Raw genomic sequence first — 17529 nt, forward strand, 5'->3', positions numbered from 1 at the left:
TTGGGTGCCTGCGGGGAGCTCGGCGTTCCAAGGCAAATCGGCGAATCACCGGCGCCCTGCCCCGGTTGGGCGGGCGCCACTGGCCGCTCGGCGTGACCTCGCCCGGGAGGGTTCGGCTCGGGCATGCTGGAACCCATGCGCCTCGCCCCCCTCCAACAGCATTTCCACGCGCGCCTCCGGAGGCGGGTGCCCTGGATCGTGGTGCTCGTCTTCGCGGTGGTGTTCACAGGGTTCCAGTTTCTGCTGGTGCCCGCGAACCAGCTGCGCCAGTCGGGGGCCCTGCTGAACACCCTGGTCATGCCCTTCGTGATCTCGTTCTGCTACGGCTTCCTCTCGCCCCTGCCCTGGCGCTGGAGCGGCGACGACCGGGCCCGGGCGCCCTTTTGGCGCGGCCTGGCCCAGGCGCTGCTCTTCAACACGCTGATCATCCTGCTGCTGGTCAGCGTCAGCTGGCTGATGGTGCGCAACGCGAGCCTGAAGGCGGAAGCCCTGGGCCTGGGCCAGGGGGCCAAGGTCACGTTCAAGACCGTGCTTTCGATGAACCTCCTCGGAGGCGTGCCCATCATGTCCATCGTGGGCGCCATCATCGCCTTTTCCGTCATCACGGAGGAAGAGAAGCTCGCCGCCGAGGCCAAGCTGGAAGAGGCCCAGTGGGTGCTGCTGCGGGGCCAACTGAGTCCCCACGTGCTGTTCAATTCGCTGAACGGCCTGGCCGAACTGGTGCGCCAGGACCCCGAGGCGGCCGAACAGGCGCTTCTCGACCTGTCGGAGCTGTACCGCGCCCTGCTTCGACATGGCGACCGGCCCACGGCCCCCCTGGGGGACGAGCGGGCCCTGGTGCAGCGTTTCCTCGCGGTGGAGGGCCTGCGGATGGGCGAGCGCCTCAAGGTGAGCTGGGGTTGGGATTCGGGCCTGGATGCCGTGGAGGCGCCGCCCTTCCTGCTCCAGCCCCTCGTGGAGAACGCACTGAAGCACGGTATCGCGCCCCATCCGGCCGGAGGTGAAATGACCATCAAGCTGCTGCGCGACAAGGCCGGTCTGCGCCTGCAGGTCGTGAACACGGGGCGGGGCCTGGGCCTGGTGCCCGGCCAGGGTGTGGGGCTTCGCAATCTGGAGGCGCGGTTGAAGCTGGCCTATGGATCCGGGGCCAGTTTCCACCTCCGCTCCGAAGGGGCGACGACGGTGGCGGAAGTGGCCCTGGAAGGCCTGGAGACCCGGCGATGAGGCCGCTGCGCGTGGCGCTGACCGACGATGAGCCCTTGGCCCGGGCCCGGCTGGCGCGCCTGCTGAGGGAGGCGGGCTGCGAGGTGAAGGCCGAGCTGGTGGACGGCCCCTCCGTCATCGCCTGGCTTCGCGATCCGCAGGACGTGGACGTTCTCTTCCTCGACATCCAGATGCCCGGGGCCACGGGCCTGGAGGTGATGGCCGAGCTGGGGGAATGCCGCCACTGTCCCCCCGTGGTCTTCGTCACGGCCTATTCGGAACACGCGGTCCGCGCCTTCGAGGCGGCCGCCGCGGACTACATCATGAAGCCGGTCTCTGCCGAACGGCTGGCGAAGACCCTGGCGCGCCTGGGCGAAGCCGGGCCCCGGCGCGTGGACGCGCCGGCCGCGGCGCCCCAGCGCTTCCCCGTGAAGGCGGGCGAAGGCCACGTCTTCCTCGACCTGAAACGCACGAGCCACTTCGAGGTGGAAGAAGAGGTCGTCTGGGCCTGGGCCTCCATCCAGGGCGCGCCGAGCCGCCACCGCACGGCCTGGACCACCCTGGCCGAGGTGGAGGCCGCCTTCCCGGGGGCGGGTCTCATCCGCATCCAGCGCCACCTGCTGCTGCGCCCCGAAGCCGTGCTCGGACTCAGGCCTCTCGAAGGCGGCCGGGCTTCCGTGCGCGTGGCCGACGGCCTGGACCTTGAAGTGAGCCGCAGCGTCACGCCCAAGATCAAGGAGCTGTTCGGGCTGTGACGAGAGGGCTGGGATAGGATAGATCTCTCGACCTCCGGACCGCATCATGCCCGAGCCGATCCAGATCCACCCGAAGGCCGCGGTATCAAGCACGGTCGGAGCCCTGCGGATCGTCCTCCTCTACGCGGGATTCTCGGGTCTTTGGATTCTCCTGTCCGATCGCGCGGTGCAGGTGCTGGTGCGCGAACCGGCCATGATGACCGTCGTCAGCATCCTGAAGGGCTGGGTCTTCGTGGCCGTCACCGCGGCCATGCTCTTTGTCATGGTGAAGCATCTGGTGGAGCGGGTGGCCAATCGCGAAGCCAAGCTGCGGACCCTCATCCACGCCATCCCGGACCTGGTGTGGTTGAAGAGCCCCGAAGGCGTCTACCTCGCCTGCAACCCGGCTTTCGAGCACTTCTTCGGGGCCAAGGAGGCCGAGATCGTCGGCCGGACGGATCATGATTTCGTGCCCAAGGACATGGCGGATTTCTTCAGGCAGAAAGATCAGGAGGCGATCGAGGCGGGGGAGACGCGGCAGAACGAAGAGTGGGTCACCGTCGCGGAGACGGGCCAGCCCATGCTGCTGGAGACCCTCAAGACGCCCGTGTTCGACCTCAGCGGCCGACTCGTCGGCGTGCTGGGCATCGGACGTGACATCACCGAGCACCACAAGCTCGTCACCGAGCGCGGCCGGCTCGAGGCCCAGTTGCATCAGGCCCAGAAGATGGAGGCGGTGGGGCGCTTCGCGGGGGGCGTGGCCCACGACTACAGCAACATGCTCGGCGTGATCCTCGCGAACGCGGATTTGGCGCTTCACCGGATGCCCCCGGAACAGCGGGAGCGGAAGTACCTCGAGGAGATCCGGCGGGCGGCCCGCCATTCTGCGGAGCTGACGCATCAGCTGCTGGCCTTCGCGCGCCAGCAGCCGGTCACTCCCCGTCTGGTGGATCTCAACGAGACCTCGGCGGCCATGGAAGGCGTGCTGGCGCGGATGGTGGAACCGGAGATCGAGCTGAGCTGGCACAAGGAACCGGCGCTCTGGAAGGTGCGGATGGATCCCACCCAGCTCGGCCAGATCCTGACCAACCTGGTGGTGAACGCCCGCGATGCCATCTCCGGATCGGGACGGATCGAGGTGGGTACGGCCAACCGGACCTTGAACGAAGCCGACTGCGCCGCGCTGGGCGACACGCTGCCGGGAGACTACGTCTGCCTCAGCGTGACGGACAGCGGGTGCGGCATGGCGCCCGACCTGGTGGCGCGGATCTTCGAACCCTTCTTCACCACCAAGCCCGCGGGCAAGGGGACGGGCCTGGGCCTCGCCCTCGTGCATGGCGTGGTGAAGCAGAACCGCGGAACCATCCACGTGGAAAGTGAATCCGGGCGGGGCACCCGCTTCCAGGTGCTGTTCCCGCGCGCCGAAGTGGCTACTTCCTGAGCTTCAGCAGGTCCATGACGATCACCAGGGCGATGAGCGAGGCGAGCATCAGGAAGCCGCCGGTGAGGATCTTCTCCTTGAGTTCGATGGTGAGTTCCTTGCGGCGCAGCTTCTCGAAGGTGAGCAGGGCCATGTGGCCGCCGTCGAGGGCGGGGATGGGCAGGGCGTTGAGCAGGCCCAGCTGCAGGCTGATGGCGCCGCAGAGCCAGAGGAAGGCGTCCCAGCCCGTGCGGGCGGCACGGCTGCTCTGGCGGATGATGCCGATGGGCCCCGAGACTTCCGCGCCCTTGAAGGTGACGAGGCGCTTGAGGACCGCGAAGACCTGGCTCGTCATGCGCCAGGACGTAACCACGGCGTACCTGGCGCCCACGGCGAAGTCGCCGGGGCGGTAGGCGCGGCGTTCGAGGGGCGTGGGCACGGGCATGGGCTGGAAGCCCAGGCGGCCCTTGCCGTTCTCCAGCCGGGGTGTGAGGGCGAGGTCCATGGCCTTGCCATCGCGGGTGAGGTGGAAGGGCACGGGCTGGCCGGGATGGGCCTGGATGTAAGCCACGGCCGTTTCCCAGGCGGTGGCGGGGAAGGCCAGGTCGCCGATGCCGCGGAGTTCATCGCCCACCTTGAGGCCCCCCTGTTCGGCGGCGCTGCCGGGTAGGACCTCGATGACCGTCCAGGATTCCTGCACCTTGGTGATGCGGGACTGGTCCGCGCCGATGAGGGTGAACAGGACCAGGGTGGTGGCGAAGTTGGCCAGGACGCCGCCGCTGTAGAAGAGCATGCGCTTGGCGTAGGGCTGCTTGAGGAAGCCGTAGGGGTCGTCGGCGCCGGGGTCTTCGGGGTTGAAGCCCGCCAGCTTCACATAGCCGCCCAGGGGCAGGGCCGAGAGGCGCACGTCCGTCTCCCGCCACTTGAAGCCGAAGAGCCGGGGGCCGAAGCCCAGCGAGAAGACTTCCACGGGCATGCCCATGTACTTGGCCGCCAGGAAGTGGCCGCCTTCGTGCAGGAAGACGAGGCCGCCCAGCATGAGGATGGGGCCCCAGAAGCCCGCGCCCGGCATCTTGAGGGCGAAGATGAACGTGACGACAACGGACAGCGACAAGGACAGCGGCAGACGAAGACGGCTCATGGACATCCGAGAAGGTCAGGCCCGGGTTTGGACCCATCCTTCAGCATGACGTCTCGCGGCCCGATCCGCATCCAGCACTTGGTCCAGGGAGCACAGGGGCTGGGCGGGCAGGCGGGAGAGGGTCTCCCGGTTGCAGGCCTGGATGTCCCAGAATCCCAGCCGGCCTTGGAGGAAAGCGGCCACAGCCACCTCGTTGGCGGCGTTCAGGAGGGCCGGGGCCGTGCCGCCTTCGCGCAGGGCCTCGAAGGCCAAGCCCAGGCAGGGGAAGCGTTCCGGATCCGGGGCCTCGAAGGTCCAGGTGCGGGCCGCCTCCCAGGGATAGGGCGCCACGGGGCCCGGCTGCTTGTCGGGATAGAGCAGGCAGTACTGGATGGGCAGCTTCATGTCGTTGGCGCAGACCTGCAGCTGGTAGCTGCCGTCGTGGAAGCCGACCATGGCGTGCACCTGGCTTTGCGGGTGGACGGTGACGGCCACCTGATCCGCCGTGAGGCCGAAGAGCACCGAGGCCTCGATGACTTCCAGACCCTTGTTCATCAGCGTCGCGCTATCGATGGTGATCTTGGGCCCCATCTTCCAGGTGGGATGGTTGAGGGCCTCCTGAACCGTGGCGGCCTGGATGCGGGACAAAGGCCAGTCGCGGAAGGGGCCGCCGCTGGCGGTGATGCGGACTTCGCGGACGCTGGCCGGATCCCGGCCGTCCAGCAGCTGGTGCAGGGCCGCGTGCTCGCTGTCCACGGGCAGCAGTTCGCCGCTTCCGGCCAGGGCCGCCTCGTGCATGAGGGCACCGCCGACGACGAGGGATTCCTTGTTGGCCACGCAGACCCGGCGTCCGGCCCGCAGGGCCGCCTCGGTGCTGGCCAGTCCCGCGCTGCCCACGATGGCGGCCACCACGGTGTCGGCGTCAGCGTGCAGGGCGCAGGCCAGGAGGCCTTCGGGGCCCCAGTGCAGCTCAGGCTGGTAGGAGAGCTGGGCACGCAGCCACTGGGCGTCCTCCTGGGAACCCACGGACACGCAGCGGGGGCGGAAGGTCTCGCACTGGGTCTTGAGCAGGTCCCGGTTCCGGCCCGCGGCGAGCGCCACGACGGACAAGCGGTCGGGATGGGCCCTCACAACATCCAGGGTGGAGGTGCCGATGCTCCCGGTGGAGCCGAGGATGGCGAGGGTTCGCACTCAGTTAAAACCGTGGACGAAGTGCAGGTAGGCGAAGAGGGCGGGCGCGGCGAAGACCAGGCTGTCCACGCGGTCCAGCAGGCCGCCGTGGCCCGGGATGGAGACGCCGCCGACGTTGGAATCCTTCACGCCCGTGCTGCGCTTCCAGGTGCTTTCCACGAGGTCGCCCAACTGGCCCACGGTGCCCAGCAGCAGGCCCAGGGCCACCACGTCCACCCAGGTCCATTCGGTGCAGACGGTGGCGCGCATGAGGGCGGCGCCGAGGAGGTTGCCGCCGAGGTTGCCGAAGGCGCCCTCCCAGCTCTTCTTGGGGCTCACCTTGGGGGCAAGGCGGTGCTTGCCGAAGTAGCTGCCCACGAAGTAGGCGGCGCTATCGCCGAACCACGTGATGATGAAAAGGGCCAGGATCAGGCGGCTGCCGGTCTTGGGCAGGGTGCCCTGCAGCATGAAGATCTTCTGTTGAAAGCCCAGGCCCAGGCCCAGGTAGAGGGCGCCGAGCCAGGTGATGGCCTGGCTGGGCAGGGCCTCTTCCAGCTTCTGGTCGAAGAAAAGGGCGCCGAAGTGGATGACCATGGCCCCCAGGGCCAGCACCAGCCAGAGCGGCAGGGGATCCTGGCTGCCGCTCTGCAGGAAGAAGTGGGCGAGAAGGCCCCAGGTCAGCAGGACGCCGGCGACCAGCGAGGGATTGAAGCCCCGGGCCCGAGCCATGAGAGCCATCTCCCGCATGCCCATCAGGGAGGCGAGGGCCATGATGGCCAGGTAGGTGGGCGGGGCCCAGGACTGGTCGCCGAACCACAGGAGGCTGAAGAAAAAGACGCCGAAAACCAGGGCCGAGGTCACGCGCACGGTCATGTTCCTGGTGTCCACCTTGGGCGTGGTCCGTTCCATCAGATCCCCCCGAAGCGGCGTTCGCGCTGGGCATAGTCCTCGAGCGCGGCTTGCAGTTCCGCGGGGCCAAAATCCGGCCAGAGGAGGTCGGTCATGTAGAGTTCGGCATAGGCCGACTGCCAGAGCAGGAAGTTGGAGATGCGGTGCTCGCCGCTGGTGCGGATGAGCAGGTCCACATCGGGCACCCCGGTGGTCCACAGGCGGGCTTCAAGGGCAGCCTCGTCCACCTGGTCGGCCCGGAGGCCGTCCTCGATGCAGCGGCGGGCCGCCTGGGAGAGTTCCAGGCGCGAGCCGTAGTTGACGGCGAGGTGGAAGGTCATGCCCGTGTTCTTCGCCGTGGCCGCTTCCAGGGCCCGGATGTCCGTGCGGATGCCCGCGGGCATGCCCTCCAGCGAGCCCAGGTGGTGGAAGCGGATCTGCTTCCGGGTGAGCTGGTGGACGAACATGCGCAGGTACATGCGGAGCAGGGCCATGAGCGCTCCCACTTCGAGGGCGGGCCGCTTCCAGTTTTCCGTGGAGAAGGCGTAGAGGCTCAGGTGCTGGATGCCCGCATCCGAAGCGGCCTCCAGGATGCGTTCGACCGCCTGCACTCCGGCCTTGTGCCCCTTGATGCGGGCCTTGCCTCGCTGGGCTGCCCAACGGCCGTTGCCGTCCATGATGATGGCGACATGGGTCGGGATGCTCATCGCGGGCTCCCCGGCTCGGTCTTGCCTGGCCATCCCGCGTGGGCGGCCTCGCGTATGCCCGATGGGCATACCGAGATGATGATGGCGACGTGGGTCGGCATCGTCATCGCGCGCTTCCTGGCTGGATGGGGCCGAGTCCTGCCGCGTGGTCGGCCTCGCATACGCCCGACGGGCATACCGAGATGATGATGGCCACTTGGATCGGGACGGTCATCGCGCCAGAAACCCCTGAAAGTGTGAAAAAGGTCATGCTAACACGGGGTTTGCCGTTGAGAGGGAGGTGGCGGCTTGTACCGCGGTCCTCCGTGGTAGGCTGGATTCCACTTTTTTCCTGGCGAACCCATGGTTCAGTTTAATACCCGTGCCAATGAGATCCTGCTCAAGCTGGTCTATTACGGGCCAGGTCTGTCGGGAAAGACCACCAATCTGCAATCCCTGCACGCCATGTGCTCGGACACGCAACGGGGCGAGATGTTCTCCGTCAATACGCAGGAGGACCGCACCCTCTTCTTCGATCTGCTGCCCATCAACCTGGGCTACATCTACGGCAACGCCATCCATCTCCAGATCTACACGGTGCCGGGCCAGGTGCAGTACGATGCCAGCCGGCGCGTGGTGCTCGGTGGGGCCGACGGCGTGGTGTTCGTGGCGGATTCCAGCGAAGCCAAGATGCAGGACAACGTGGACTCGCTGTCGAACCTCTACCACAACCTCAACGCCAACCGGCTGAACATCAAGCAGATACCCTTCATCATCCAGTACAACAAGCGGGATCTGCCGGACGCCATGGCCGTGGGTGTCATGAATCGGCGCCTAAATTTCCGCAGCGTGCCGTACTTCGAATCCGTGGCGAACCGCGGCACCGGCGTGCTGGACACCTTCCTGGCCATCACCCGGGAAACGGTGGGCTACACCTTCAAGAAGTACCACCTGGACAAGAAGATCAAGGACTTCGACGAGATGCTTAACCTCATCGAGTCCAACGTGCGCACCAGCATGCGGGAACTGCCACCTCCCCAGGAGGCGCCCCTGGCCCCGGCGGTGGAATCGACGGTGCTGCGCCACAGCAACGTGAGCGTGGCGGACCTGGTGCCCGGCAAGGTCGCCGACGCCCAGGATCTGCTGGAAGATGCCCTCAAATCCAACATGGAGACGGCCCGGCTCTATTCGGAGCTGAAGCAGGTCAAGGACACGCTGGAAAAGAAGAACGAGGAGATGAGCCAGCTCTACACCCAGCTGGACCGGGCGAACCAGGACAACCTGAAGACCCGGAAATACCTGGAGGGCCTCGTCCAGAACATCGGCGAAGCGGTCATCTCCTATGCGCCGGATGGCAAGATCCTCACCTGGAACACTGCCGCGGAACGCATCTTCGGATACTCCCGCCCCGAGATCGTCGGCCGCAGCATGGCCCAGCTGACCCCGGATAACCTCCTGGGCGAACTGGACCAGGTGGCCCAGCAGGTGGGCCGCGGCCAGGTGGTGCGGGACATGGCCACCACCCGGCTGCGCAAGGGGGGGATCGCCTTCCCCGCCAACATCACCTATGCGCCGGTGCGCGGCAACGATGAGCGCGTGCTGGCCTACTCGGCCCTGGTTCGGGACCTTTCGGAGCAGCGGGATCTGCAGGACCGCCTGGTCCATTCCCAGAAGCACGAGGCCCTGGGCCGCCTGGTTCCCACGCTCTTCCACGAGGCGGCCAACCGGCTCACGCCCGTGCTGCTCGAATCGCGCCTGATCGCGGAATCCTCCCTGGATCCCCACCAGGCCGAGCAGGCCACCCGCCTCGCCAAGGCCGTGGATTCCATCCAGAGCCTGCTGCAGCCCCTGCTCACCGTGCTGAACCCGCCCAGCCCCCGGCCCCTGCCCGCGCAGGTGAATGACCTGGTGCGGGAGGCGGCGGCCCTGGTGGACGCCAAGGCCCAGCGCATGGGCGTGACGGTCGAACTGAACCTGGACGCCACCCTGCCCGAAACGGCCCTGGATCCCGGCCTGATGGTCCAGGCCCTCACCAACCTCCTGTTGAACGGACTCCAGGCCATGGCCATGAGCCCCATCAAGCGCCTGAGGGTGGCCACCCGGGCCTCCGGCGAGAACCTCCAGGTGGTCGTGCAGGACACGGCTCCGGCCCTCGGAGAGGCGTGCCAGGCCGAGCTGTTCGATCCGGCGCAGGCCACGACGACGGAGGCCCTGGGCCTGCCCATCGCCGACATCATCGCCCGCCAGCATGGCGGCCGCCTGAGTGCCCGCAGCCAGGAGGGCCTGGGGAACGCCTTCCTGCTGGAACTGCCCTGTACGGCCCTGCCCACACCGCCCGCGGTTCCGGTGGCGCCCATGGGATTGAAGGGGGCCAAGGCCCTGGTGGTGGATGACGAAAGCTTCCTGCTGGAATGCCTCGTGGACGCCCTCGGCGCCTGGGGCATGGAGGTGGCGTCGAGCCCCCGCGGCGACGAAGCCATCCAGAAGCTGGAATCCGGCGCCTTCGACGTCATCGTCTCGGATATCCGCATGCCGGGCCTTTCGGGCGTCGACCTCTTCGAGTGGCTGAAGGCCCAGCGGCCCGCCATGACGCGGCGGATCCTCTACACGACCGGGGATTCCTTCGACGCGAAGACGCGGGAATTCCTCGAGGCCAGCCAGGTGCCCTACCTGGGTAAGCCCTTCGATCTAAAGCAGCTCAAGCAAAGTCTCGAGCGTCTCCTAGAGACTCCGGTCGAGGCGTGAGTCTGCCGCCTGGGGCATACTGGGGCCATCCACAGCCCCCCCCATCGAGGAGTCCCCCATGCAGCGAAGTTGGGTCATGGCCGCCATCGTGGCCTCGGGCCTTCTGGCCCAGACACCCCCTCCTGAACCAAAGCCCGCCCCGGTCCAGGCCCCAGAAACCGCCACCAAGCCCGTCGAATCGCCGATGGCGCCCCAGGCGGAGACGCCGAAACCCGCAGTTCCGGTTGTGGAGGCCAAGCCCTTCGAGCAGCTCCGCCCCACCCAGCGCAAGCTGGCCTACACCCTGCGTCGCGCCGCGCTGTCCGCCCACGAGCTGGGCTTCTACCGCAGCCATCCCCGGGCCATCGAAGTGCGCGACGGGCTGGAGGCGCTGCTGAAGGCCAAGGTCGATATCCCCGCGAAGGCTTCGGCCGCCTTGCCGGCGGTGGAAGCCTACCTGGCGAAGTTCAACGCCAACCATGGTTTCTACGACACTGAAGGGAAGAAAATTCTGCTCGAGTCCACCTGGAAGGACCTCCAGGCCGCCGCCCGCGGCGCGGCCAAGACCGGCCCCAAGGGCCTGGAGCCCCGCCTCGCGAAGGTGAAGGGCCTGCTCTTTGACGCCAAGGTGGATGCCACGGCGCCCAGCTGGGCGGAGCCCGAAGCCCCTGCCAAGGGCAAGAAGGCCAAGGCGAAGGGACCCAAGGCCCCCGAAGGCTTCGCCACCCAGAAGGCCATCACGGCCCTCTGGGTGAAGCGCGCCCAGGAGTGGATCGCCGTGACGCCGCAGGAGACCGAGGTCAAGGGCGAGAAGAAGACCCGCCGCCTGCCCGATCCCGTCCAGACCAAGGCCCTGAAGGACCTGGCGGCCTGGCTGGACAAGGAGGACCTGGACCTGCTGCGCGATCCCGCCTTCGGCTGGCTGGACCTGCGCCGCCTCGGCGCCATGCCCGGCGCCACCCTGATGGCCAAGGCCGGAGACATCGCCGCCTCCAAGGCCCCGGAAGGCCCCGCAGGTGAGCTGACCCTGCTGCCTGCGCTGGAACCCGTGATGGGGGAGAGCAAATTCGCCAAGGGTGACGAGAAGCGCGCCGTGCTCGCCGACGCGAAGCAGGGAGCCCCCGCCGCTACCCTCGCCGAGCAGTGCGCCGCCTTCGAGGCGCTGGCCCGCAGCCGGGATTTCGAGGTCAAGTAGTTCAGCCCAGCCAATGAAGAGGGGCGCTTTCGCGCCCCTCTTTTATTCTTCGCCCTTGCGCTGGCGGCCTTCGGGATCGAACTGGTAGCCCACGCTGCGGATGGTGTGGACCCAGCGCGGGTGGTGGGGATCGTCCTCCATCACGCGGCGGATGCGCACGATGAAGTTGTCCACGGTGCGGCTGGTGGGGTAGGCGTCCTCGCCCCAGACCTTGTCCAGGATGTCCGTGCGGCTCACCACCTGGCCCGGCCGCTCCATCAGGAGCTTGAGGATCATGGATTCCTTCACGCCCAGCTGGAAGGCGCCGCCGGGGCCCTCGCCGCAGAAGTTGTCGAAGTCCACCCAGTAGTTGCCGTAGGGCTGGCGGCTGCTGATCTCCCGGCTCTTGTACCAGGATTCGCGGCGCAGGATGGCGCGCACGCGCAGCAGCAGCTCGCGCACCTGGAAGGGCTTGCCCAGGTAGTCGTCGGCGCCGGTCTCGAAGCCGTGGACGCGGTCGTCGTCGGTGTTCTTGGCTGTGAGGAAGAGGATGGGCGTGAAGTTCCGGGCGGCCCGCACCTTTTCGCAGATGGTGAAGCCGTCCATGCCCGGCAGCATCACGTCGAGGATCACGAGGTCGTAGGATTCGGCCAGGATCTGCTTCAGGGCCTGATCCCCACGGGGGATCCAGGTGCAGGCGAGGCCCTCCAGCTCGAGGTTCAGCTTGATCCCCTCGGCGAGGCTGAGCTCGTCTTCCACCAGCAGGATCTTGGGCTCGGGCATGGCAGACTCCGGTACAGCCTTTGATCCTACTAGAATGGAAGCTTCGGAGCGCCCATGGACGCCATGCCAAACACCTATCTCAGCGTCGTCATCCCCATCTACAACGAGGAGGAGAACATCCCCACGTTGTGGGCGCGGCTGTCCAAGGTGATGGCGGACCACTTCTCCGATCCGGCCAAACCCTGGGAGATCGTGCTCACGGACGACGGCAGCCGGGACCGCAGCCTCTCCATGCTCATCGAGATCGCCAAGGCCGAGCCGCGGGTGAAGGTGGTGGAGTTCAACCGGAACTATGGCCAGCACAGCGCCATCTTCGGCGCCTTCGCCGAGGCCCAGGGCCAGGTGATCGTGACCCTCGACGCCGACCTGCAGAATCCTCCCGAGGAGATCCCCAAGCTCGTGGCCAAGATCGAGGAAGGCTACGACGTGGTCGGCGGCTGGCGCCAGGGCCGCCAGGAGAACGACAGCTTCTTCCGCACCATGCCCAGCAAGATCGTCAACGCCGTCACGCGAAAAACCACGGGCGTGAAGCTGCATGACTACGGCTGCATGCTGCGGGCCTACAACCGCGATGTCGTCAACGCGATGATGCTGTGCAAGGAGCGTTCGAGCTTCATCCCCGCCCTGGCCAACAGCTTCGCCAAGCGCATCACGGAAGTGCCCGTGGCCCACGCCGAGCGTGCCGCGGGAGAGAGCAAGTACGGGCTCTGGAAGCTCATCAACCTCCAGTTCGACCTGCTCACGAGCTTCAGCCTGCTGCCCCTGCAGGCCCTCAGCGTGTTCGGCGTGATCACGGCGGCGGTGGGCTTCCTCCTCTTCCTCGGCCTCGTGATCTACCGCTTCCTCCACCCCGAAGGCACGGCCCAGGGCGTGTTCACGCTGTTCGCCATCCTCTTCTTCTTCGTGGGCTGCCAGTTCATCGCCTTCGGCCTGCTGGGCGAATACATCGGCCGCATCTACCAGGAAGTGCGCGACCGGCCCCGCTACATGGTGAAGAAGGTCCATCAGGCGGACTGACTTTCCGGGTGTGGCAGAATCGGCCATGCCCTGGGATCCCGGCCAGTACCTGCGTTTCCAGTCCGAACGGCTGAGGCCGGCCCTCGACCTGCTGACCCGCGTGCCCCTGGAGGCCCCGGAGCGCGTGGTGGACCTGGGCTGCGGTCCCGGCCAGGTGACGCGGCTCCTGAAGGCCCGCTGGCCCGGGGCCCAGGTGCTGGGCGTGGACCGCGATCCGGAGATGCTGGCCCGGGCGGCCTCCGAGGCTCCTGGCCTAGCTTGGTGCCAGGCGGACCTGGCGGCCTGGGCTCCGGATCGGCCCGTGGATCTCCTCTACGCCAACGCCTCGCTCCACTGGCTGGACGGGCACGAAACCCTCTTTCCGCGCCTGATGGGCTTCCTGACCCCCGGCGGTTGCCTGGCAGTGCAGATGCCCTGCAACCAGGATCGCCCCTCCCACCGAGCGGCCTTCGACGTGGCCGAATCCGGCCCCTGGCGAGAGCGGCTTCGTCCGCTTCTCAGGCGCCATCCCGTCGCCGAGGCCGAAGCCTACCTGCGTTGGCTTTCGCCCTGGGCGAGCCGGATGGACCTTTGGCAGACCGACTACCTGCACCTGCTCGAGGGGCCGGATGCGGTCGCCGCCTGGACGCGGGGGAGCCTGCTGGTGCCCCTGCTGGAAGCGCTCGATGACGCGGAAGGCGCGGCCTTCTTCGAAGCCTACAGGCATCGGCTGCGCGAGGCCTATCCGCAGGATGGGAATGGCCGCACACCCTTCTGGTTCCGCCGCCTCTTCCTCGTCGTGCAGCGTCCCCCGGGGCCTGATTAGCCCTCTTCGCCTTCGTCGCTCCAGCCTTCGCCGTCCTCCTCCTGGGGCTTTTCCGGGATGCGGTAGCTTTCGCTGGACCAGGCGCCCAGGTCGCGGGTCTGGCACCGCTCCGAGCAGAAGGGCTTGAAGGGGTTCCCCTCCCAGGAGGTGGGGGTGCGGCAGGTGGGACAGGGCCGAAGGGTCATGGCTTCCAGCATATTCATTCGAAGAAGAACATCAACCGAGAAGAAAATATGAGTCAAATCTTGAAGATCATGTTGACAATCCCGCCATCCCCCCTATCCTAGGAATTCCAGGGGGGCGAAGCCTCGACCTGGCCCCCAGGAGGCACGACATGGGCAAGATCATCGGCATTGACCTCGGCACCACCAACAGCTGCGTCGCCGTCATGGAAGGCGGGCAGCCCAAGGTGATCCCGAACCCCGAGGGCGCGAACACGACGCCTTCCGTGGTGGGCTTCAACCCCAAGACCAGCGAGCGGCTGGTGGGCGCCCCGGCCAAGCGTCAGGCCGTGGCCCAGCCCAAGAGCACCATCTACTCCATCAAGCGCTTCATGGGCCTGCCCTACGCCGATTCGGACCGCGAGCAGAAACTCGTGCCCTACACCGTCGAGCGCGCCGAAAAGGGCGGCTGTGCCGTGGTGGTCAACGACAAGCACCTCAGCCCCGAGGAGATCAGTGCCGTCGTGTTGAGCAAGATGAAGGAGGCCGCCGAGGCCTACCTGGGCGAGAAGGTCACGGAAGCCGTCATCACCGTGCCCGCCTACTTCAACGACGCCCAGCGCCAGGCCACCAAGGATGCGGGCGCCATCGCGGGCCTGGACGTGAAGCGCATCGTCAACGAGCCCACGGCCGCGGCCCTGGCCTACGGCCTCGACAAGAAGAAGGACGGCACCATCGCCGTCTTCGACTTCGGCGGCGGCACCTTCGATATCTCCATCCTCGAAGTCTCCGAGGGCGTGGTCGAAGTGAAGTCCACCAACGGTGACACCCACCTGGGTGGCGACAACGTGGACCAGGCCATCATCGACTGGCTGGCCGACGAGTTCCAGAAGGCCGAGGGCATCGACCTTCGCAAGCAGGCCGACGCCATGCAGCGCCTCAAGGAGGCCGCCGAGAAGGCCAAGATCGAGCTGTCCAGCACCACGCAAACCGAGATCAGCCTGCCCTACATCACGGCGGACGCCAGCGGCCCCAAGCACGTCAACCAGAGCCTCAGTCGCGCCAAGTTCGAACTGATGATCGAGCCCGTGCTGCAGAAGCTCAAGGGCCCCTGCGAGAACGCCGTGCGCGACGCCAAGCTCTCCCATCACGAGATCGACGAAGTGGTGATGGTGGGTGGCTCCACCCGCATCCCCAAGGTGCTGGAGATGGTCAAGCAGATCTTCGGCAAGGAGCCCAACCACAGCGTGAATCCCGATGAAGTCGTGGCCGTGGGCGCCGCCGTGCAGGCCGGCGTGCTGGCCGGCGACGTGAAGGGCGTGCTGCTCCTCGACGTGACGCCGCTTTCCCTCGGCATCAACGCCAACGGCGGCCAGATGAGCGTGATCATCCCGCGTAACACCACCATCCCCACCAAGCGCAGCGAGGTCTACACCACCGCCGTGGACAACCAGCCCGGCGTGGACATCGAGGTGTTCCAGGGCGAGCGTCCCGTGGTCGAGGGCAACAAGCTGCTGGGCCAGTTCCACCTCGGCAACATCGCGCCCGCGCCCCGTGGCATGCCGCAGATCGAGGTGGTCTTCGACATCGACGCCAACGGCATCGTGCACGTGACGGCCAAGGACAAGGGCACGGGCAAGGATGCCAGCATCACGCTGACGGGCAGCACGGGCCTCTCCAAGGAGGAGATCGAAGCCAAGGTGCGCGACGCCGAGGCCCACAAGGCCGACGACGAGGCCCGCAAATCCATGCTCGAGGAGAAGAACCACCTGGACCAGATGGTCTACCAGGTGGAGAAGCTCCTGAAGGACAACGGCGACAAGCTGCCCGAGGCCGACAAGAAGGAGGCCGAGGAGGCCATCGTCGAAGCCAAGGCCGCCCTGGCGAGCCTGGAGAAGGAGCGCATCAAGAAGGCGCTCGAAACCCTCACGGCCAAGAGCCACAAGCTGGCTGAAAGCCTCTACAAGCAGGAGCCGCCCCAGGACGGTTCCACCCCCGGCGCGCCCGGTGCCCCCGCCGGCGAGAAGAAGGGCGACGATAATGTGATCGACGCCGAAGTGGTTAGTTAGCCAAGGCACGAAACGGGGAGCCTGCGGGCTCCCCATTTTTGTGCCTGAATGAAATCTTAGTGCCCTAGACTAAGACCATGCCCCACCCCGACTACTACAAGATCCTGGGCGTGCCGAAATCGGCCTCCGATGAGGAGATCAAGAAGGCGTATCGGAAATTGGCGCGCAAGCACCATCCGGACCTGAACCCCGGGAATGCGAAGGCCGAGGCCGAGTTCAAGCAGCTCGCCGAGGCCAACGACGTGCTGTCGGATCCCGAGAAGCGGCGGAACTACGACACCTACGGCGATCCCAACGGACCCGGCGCGCAGATCCCGCCGGATTTCCAGCATGGCGGCGGCTTCTCCTTCGAGGATGTCTTCGCGGGTTTCAGCGGCCGTCCCATGCGGCAGGGGCCCGAACGCGGCGAGGACCTGCTCCACTCGGTCCGCCTGGGCTTCAGGGAGGCCTTCGAAGGCACGCGTCTCAACCTGCGCGTGAACCGCTCCGAGCCCTGCCTGGCCTGCCGGGGCACGGGCGAATCCAACCGCAAACAGGAGCTGTGCCGCACCTGCCAGGGCAAGGGCAAGATCGGCGGAGGCTCGGGCTTCCTGTCCTTCGGTCGCAGCTGCCCGGACTGCGGCGGCCGCGGATCCAAGGCCCCGGCCTGCCCGGACTGCGGCGGGGCGGGCCGCCACGCCCGCCAGGAGACCGTCACCATCGCCATTCCGGCGGGGGTGGAGGATGGCGCCAAGCTGCGCGTCGCGGGCAAGGGCGAGGCCGGGCGCCGCGGCGGTGGGCCCGGGGACCTCTTCCTGCAGATCAGCATGGAGCCGGATGCGCGCTTCGAGCGCAAGGGGCCGAACCTCTACGTGCGCCTGCCCATCAGCTTCACCGAGGCCGCCCTGGGCGCCAAGGTGGACGTGCCGACCCCCGAGGGCCAGCAGACGATCAAAGTGCCACCCGGCACCCAGACCGGCGCGAGGCTGCGCCTCAAGGGCCAGGGCATGCCCGTGCCGCGCAGCAACCAGCGCGGCGACCTCATCGCCGAGGTGGCTCTGGTCACGCCCCAGATCCAGGACGAGCGCAGCAAGGAGCTCCTGCGGGAACTGGCCGAACTGAACGACGAAGACGTGAGAAAGCAGCGGAGTGTCCACCATGGCTAAAGACCCACGCATGGGGGCCTACATGATCGGCGTGGTGTCGATGCGCTATGGCGTGCATCCCCAGACCCTGCGCCTCTACGAACGGGAGGGGCTGCTCACGCCCAGCCGCACCGAAGGCAAGACGCGGCTCTACAGCGACGAGGATCTGGAACGCCTGGAATTCATCCTGAACCTCACCCGTGACCTGGGTGTGAATTTGGCGGGCGTCGAGGTGGTGCTGGGCCTTCGGGATCGCATGAACCGCATGCAGGAGGACATGGAGCGCCTGGCCCATCTGCTGGAAGCGGCGGGCCTGAAGGACGTGCCCCGGCCGACGACGGCCACGGGCCTCGTGAAGCTGACGCCCCACGGGCTCCGCAAACGCTCCTGACGTGAGGCATCGCTCGGAGGCGCGCTCGCTTGCTATGCTGGTCCCTCCCCATTAGGTGAT

The 17529-nt window shown here is 67.2% G+C and carries 16 protein-coding genes; 10 read left to right on the forward strand and 6 right to left on the reverse strand.

Going from position 1 to position 17529, the window contains the following annotated elements:
• Positions 1 to 135: 135 nt before the first annotated feature.
• From QSJ34_RS09185 to QSJ34_RS09195, 3 genes are read left to right on the forward strand one after another with little or no spacing between them, the layout of a single operon-like run.
• Complete coding sequence (locus tag QSJ34_RS09185; RefSeq protein WP_285574232.1) at positions 136 to 1224, forward strand: sensor histidine kinase; 1089 nt, start codon at positions 136 to 138, stop codon at positions 1222 to 1224.
• Complete coding sequence (locus QSJ34_RS09190; protein WP_285574234.1) at positions 1221 to 1958, forward strand: LytR/AlgR family response regulator transcription factor; 738 nt, start codon at positions 1221 to 1223, stop codon at positions 1956 to 1958. Before QSJ34_RS09185 ends, QSJ34_RS09190 begins: the two co-directional genes overlap by 4 nt.
• 46 nt (positions 1959 to 2004) lie before the next feature.
• Positions 2005 to 3378 carry a two-component system sensor histidine kinase NtrB gene (locus QSJ34_RS09195; protein WP_285574237.1) on the forward strand — a complete coding sequence of 458 codons (1374 nt, stop codon included), beginning with the start codon at positions 2005 to 2007 and terminating at the stop codon, positions 3376 to 3378.
• Here QSJ34_RS09195 and QSJ34_RS09200 read toward each other — a convergent pair.
• The 4 genes from QSJ34_RS09200 to uppS are packed head-to-tail and all read right to left on the reverse strand — an operon-like array spanning position 3368 to position 7242.
• Positions 3368 to 4498: a M50 family metallopeptidase gene (locus QSJ34_RS09200; RefSeq protein ID WP_285574239.1), complete on the reverse strand. Its 1131-nt coding sequence runs from the start codon at positions 4496 to 4498 to the stop codon at positions 3368 to 3370. The genes QSJ34_RS09195 and QSJ34_RS09200 overlap by 11 nt on opposite strands.
• Positions 4499 to 4513: 15 nt before the next feature.
• The gene (gene dxr / locus QSJ34_RS09205) at positions 4514 to 5668 is read right to left on the reverse strand and encodes a 1-deoxy-D-xylulose-5-phosphate reductoisomerase (protein WP_285574240.1); all 1155 of its coding nucleotides are present in this window, start codon (positions 5666 to 5668) and stop codon (positions 4514 to 4516) included.
• Positions 5669 to 6556 (reverse strand): phosphatidate cytidylyltransferase, encoded by an 888-nt coding sequence (locus QSJ34_RS09210; RefSeq protein WP_285574242.1) that lies wholly within the window; start codon positions 6554 to 6556, stop codon positions 5669 to 5671. It lies immediately after the preceding gene.
• The gene (gene uppS / locus QSJ34_RS09215; protein WP_285574246.1) at positions 6556 to 7242 is read right to left on the reverse strand and encodes a polyprenyl diphosphate synthase; all 687 of its coding nucleotides are present in this window, start codon (positions 7240 to 7242) and stop codon (positions 6556 to 6558) included. Before uppS ends, QSJ34_RS09210 begins: the two co-directional genes overlap by 1 nt.
• A 342-nt stretch (positions 7243 to 7584) precedes the next feature.
• Here uppS and QSJ34_RS09220 point away from each other — a divergent pair, with 342 nt between their 5' ends.
• Positions 7585 to 9966 carry a PAS domain S-box protein gene (locus tag QSJ34_RS09220; RefSeq protein WP_285574248.1) on the forward strand — a complete coding sequence of 794 codons (2382 nt, stop codon included), beginning with the start codon at positions 7585 to 7587 and terminating at the stop codon, positions 9964 to 9966.
• A 58-nt stretch (positions 9967 to 10024) separates the two neighbouring features.
• The gene (locus QSJ34_RS09225; RefSeq protein WP_285574249.1) at positions 10025 to 11140 is read left to right on the forward strand and encodes a hypothetical protein; all 1116 of its coding nucleotides are present in this window, start codon (positions 10025 to 10027) and stop codon (positions 11138 to 11140) included.
• 42 nt (positions 11141 to 11182) lie between these two features.
• Here QSJ34_RS09225 and QSJ34_RS09230 read toward each other — a convergent pair whose 3' ends face one another.
• Positions 11183 to 11902 carry a response regulator transcription factor gene (locus QSJ34_RS09230; protein ID WP_285574251.1) on the reverse strand — a complete coding sequence of 240 codons (720 nt, stop codon included), beginning with the start codon at positions 11900 to 11902 and terminating at the stop codon, positions 11183 to 11185.
• A 63-nt stretch (positions 11903 to 11965) separates the two neighbouring features.
• Between QSJ34_RS09230 and QSJ34_RS09235 the strand changes: the two genes are divergently transcribed.
• Together QSJ34_RS09235 and QSJ34_RS09240 are read left to right on the forward strand one after the other, a co-directional pair.
• A complete protein-coding gene (locus QSJ34_RS09235) occupies positions 11966 to 12919 on the forward strand; it encodes a glycosyltransferase (protein ID WP_420798839.1) in 954 nt (317 codons plus the stop codon).
• 25 nt (positions 12920 to 12944) lie between these two features.
• Complete coding sequence (locus tag QSJ34_RS09240) at positions 12945 to 13724, forward strand: methyltransferase domain-containing protein (protein ID WP_285574256.1); 780 nt, start codon at positions 12945 to 12947, stop codon at positions 13722 to 13724.
• Here QSJ34_RS09240 and QSJ34_RS09245 read toward each other — a convergent pair.
• A complete protein-coding gene (locus tag QSJ34_RS09245; protein WP_285574258.1) occupies positions 13721 to 13909 on the reverse strand; it encodes a DNA gyrase inhibitor YacG in 189 nt (62 codons plus the stop codon). The genes QSJ34_RS09240 and QSJ34_RS09245 overlap by 4 nt on opposite strands.
• Positions 13910 to 14058: 149 nt before the next feature.
• Between QSJ34_RS09245 and dnaK the strand changes: the two genes are divergently transcribed.
• From dnaK to QSJ34_RS09260, 3 genes are all read left to right on the forward strand, one after another.
• The gene (gene dnaK, locus QSJ34_RS09250; RefSeq protein ID WP_285574260.1) at positions 14059 to 15954 is read left to right on the forward strand and encodes a molecular chaperone DnaK; all 1896 of its coding nucleotides are present in this window, start codon (positions 14059 to 14061) and stop codon (positions 15952 to 15954) included.
• A gap of 77 nt (positions 15955 to 16031) precedes the next feature.
• Positions 16032 to 17099, forward strand: coding sequence for a molecular chaperone DnaJ (gene dnaJ, locus QSJ34_RS09255; RefSeq protein ID WP_285574262.1), 1068 nt, complete (start codon positions 16032 to 16034; stop codon positions 17097 to 17099).
• Positions 17092 to 17469, forward strand: coding sequence for a MerR family transcriptional regulator (locus QSJ34_RS09260; RefSeq protein ID WP_285574264.1), 378 nt, complete (start codon positions 17092 to 17094; stop codon positions 17467 to 17469). Before dnaJ ends, QSJ34_RS09260 begins: the two co-directional genes overlap by 8 nt.
• Positions 17470 to 17529 lie beyond the last annotated feature (60 nt).

Origin of the sequence: Geothrix limicola (assembly GCF_030268085.1) — a bacterium.
Classification (GTDB): Bacteria; Acidobacteriota; Holophagae; order Holophagales; family Holophagaceae; genus Geothrix; species Geothrix limicola.

Coding starts and splice junctions, on each gene's coding strand:
- QSJ34_RS09230 (WP_285574251.1), bottom strand. CDS start 11,902: ATGCCCGAGCCCAAGATCCTGCTGGTGGAAGACGAGCTCAGCCTCGCC.
- QSJ34_RS09185 (WP_285574232.1), top strand. CDS start 136: ATGCGCCTCGCCCCCCTCCAACAGCATTTCCACGCGCGCCTCCGGAGG.
- QSJ34_RS09190 (WP_285574234.1), top strand. CDS start 1,221: ATGAGGCCGCTGCGCGTGGCGCTGACCGACGATGAGCCCTTGGCCCGG.
- QSJ34_RS09245 (WP_285574258.1), bottom strand. CDS start 13,909: ATGACCCTTCGGCCCTGTCCCACCTGCCGCACCCCCACCTCCTGGGAG.
- QSJ34_RS09225 (WP_285574249.1), top strand. CDS start 10,025: ATGCAGCGAAGTTGGGTCATGGCCGCCATCGTGGCCTCGGGCCTTCTG.
- QSJ34_RS09210 (WP_285574242.1), bottom strand. CDS start 6,556: ATGGAACGGACCACGCCCAAGGTGGACACCAGGAACATGACCGTGCGC.
- dnaK (WP_285574260.1), top strand. CDS start 14,059: ATGGGCAAGATCATCGGCATTGACCTCGGCACCACCAACAGCTGCGTC.
- uppS (WP_285574246.1), bottom strand. CDS start 7,242: ATGAGCATCCCGACCCATGTCGCCATCATCATGGACGGCAACGGCCGT.
- QSJ34_RS09235 (WP_420798839.1), top strand. CDS start 11,966: ATGCCAAACACCTATCTCAGCGTCGTCATCCCCATCTACAACGAGGAG.
- QSJ34_RS09200 (WP_285574239.1), bottom strand. CDS start 4,498: ATGAGCCGTCTTCGTCTGCCGCTGTCCTTGTCGCTGTCCGTTGTCGTC.
- QSJ34_RS09260 (WP_285574264.1), top strand. CDS start 17,092: ATGGCTAAAGACCCACGCATGGGGGCCTACATGATCGGCGTGGTGTCG.
- QSJ34_RS09240 (WP_285574256.1), top strand. CDS start 12,945: ATGCCCTGGGATCCCGGCCAGTACCTGCGTTTCCAGTCCGAACGGCTG.
- dnaJ (WP_285574262.1), top strand. CDS start 16,032: ATGCCCCACCCCGACTACTACAAGATCCTGGGCGTGCCGAAATCGGCC.
- QSJ34_RS09195 (WP_285574237.1), top strand. CDS start 2,005: ATGCCCGAGCCGATCCAGATCCACCCGAAGGCCGCGGTATCAAGCACG.
- QSJ34_RS09220 (WP_285574248.1), top strand. CDS start 7,585: ATGGTTCAGTTTAATACCCGTGCCAATGAGATCCTGCTCAAGCTGGTC.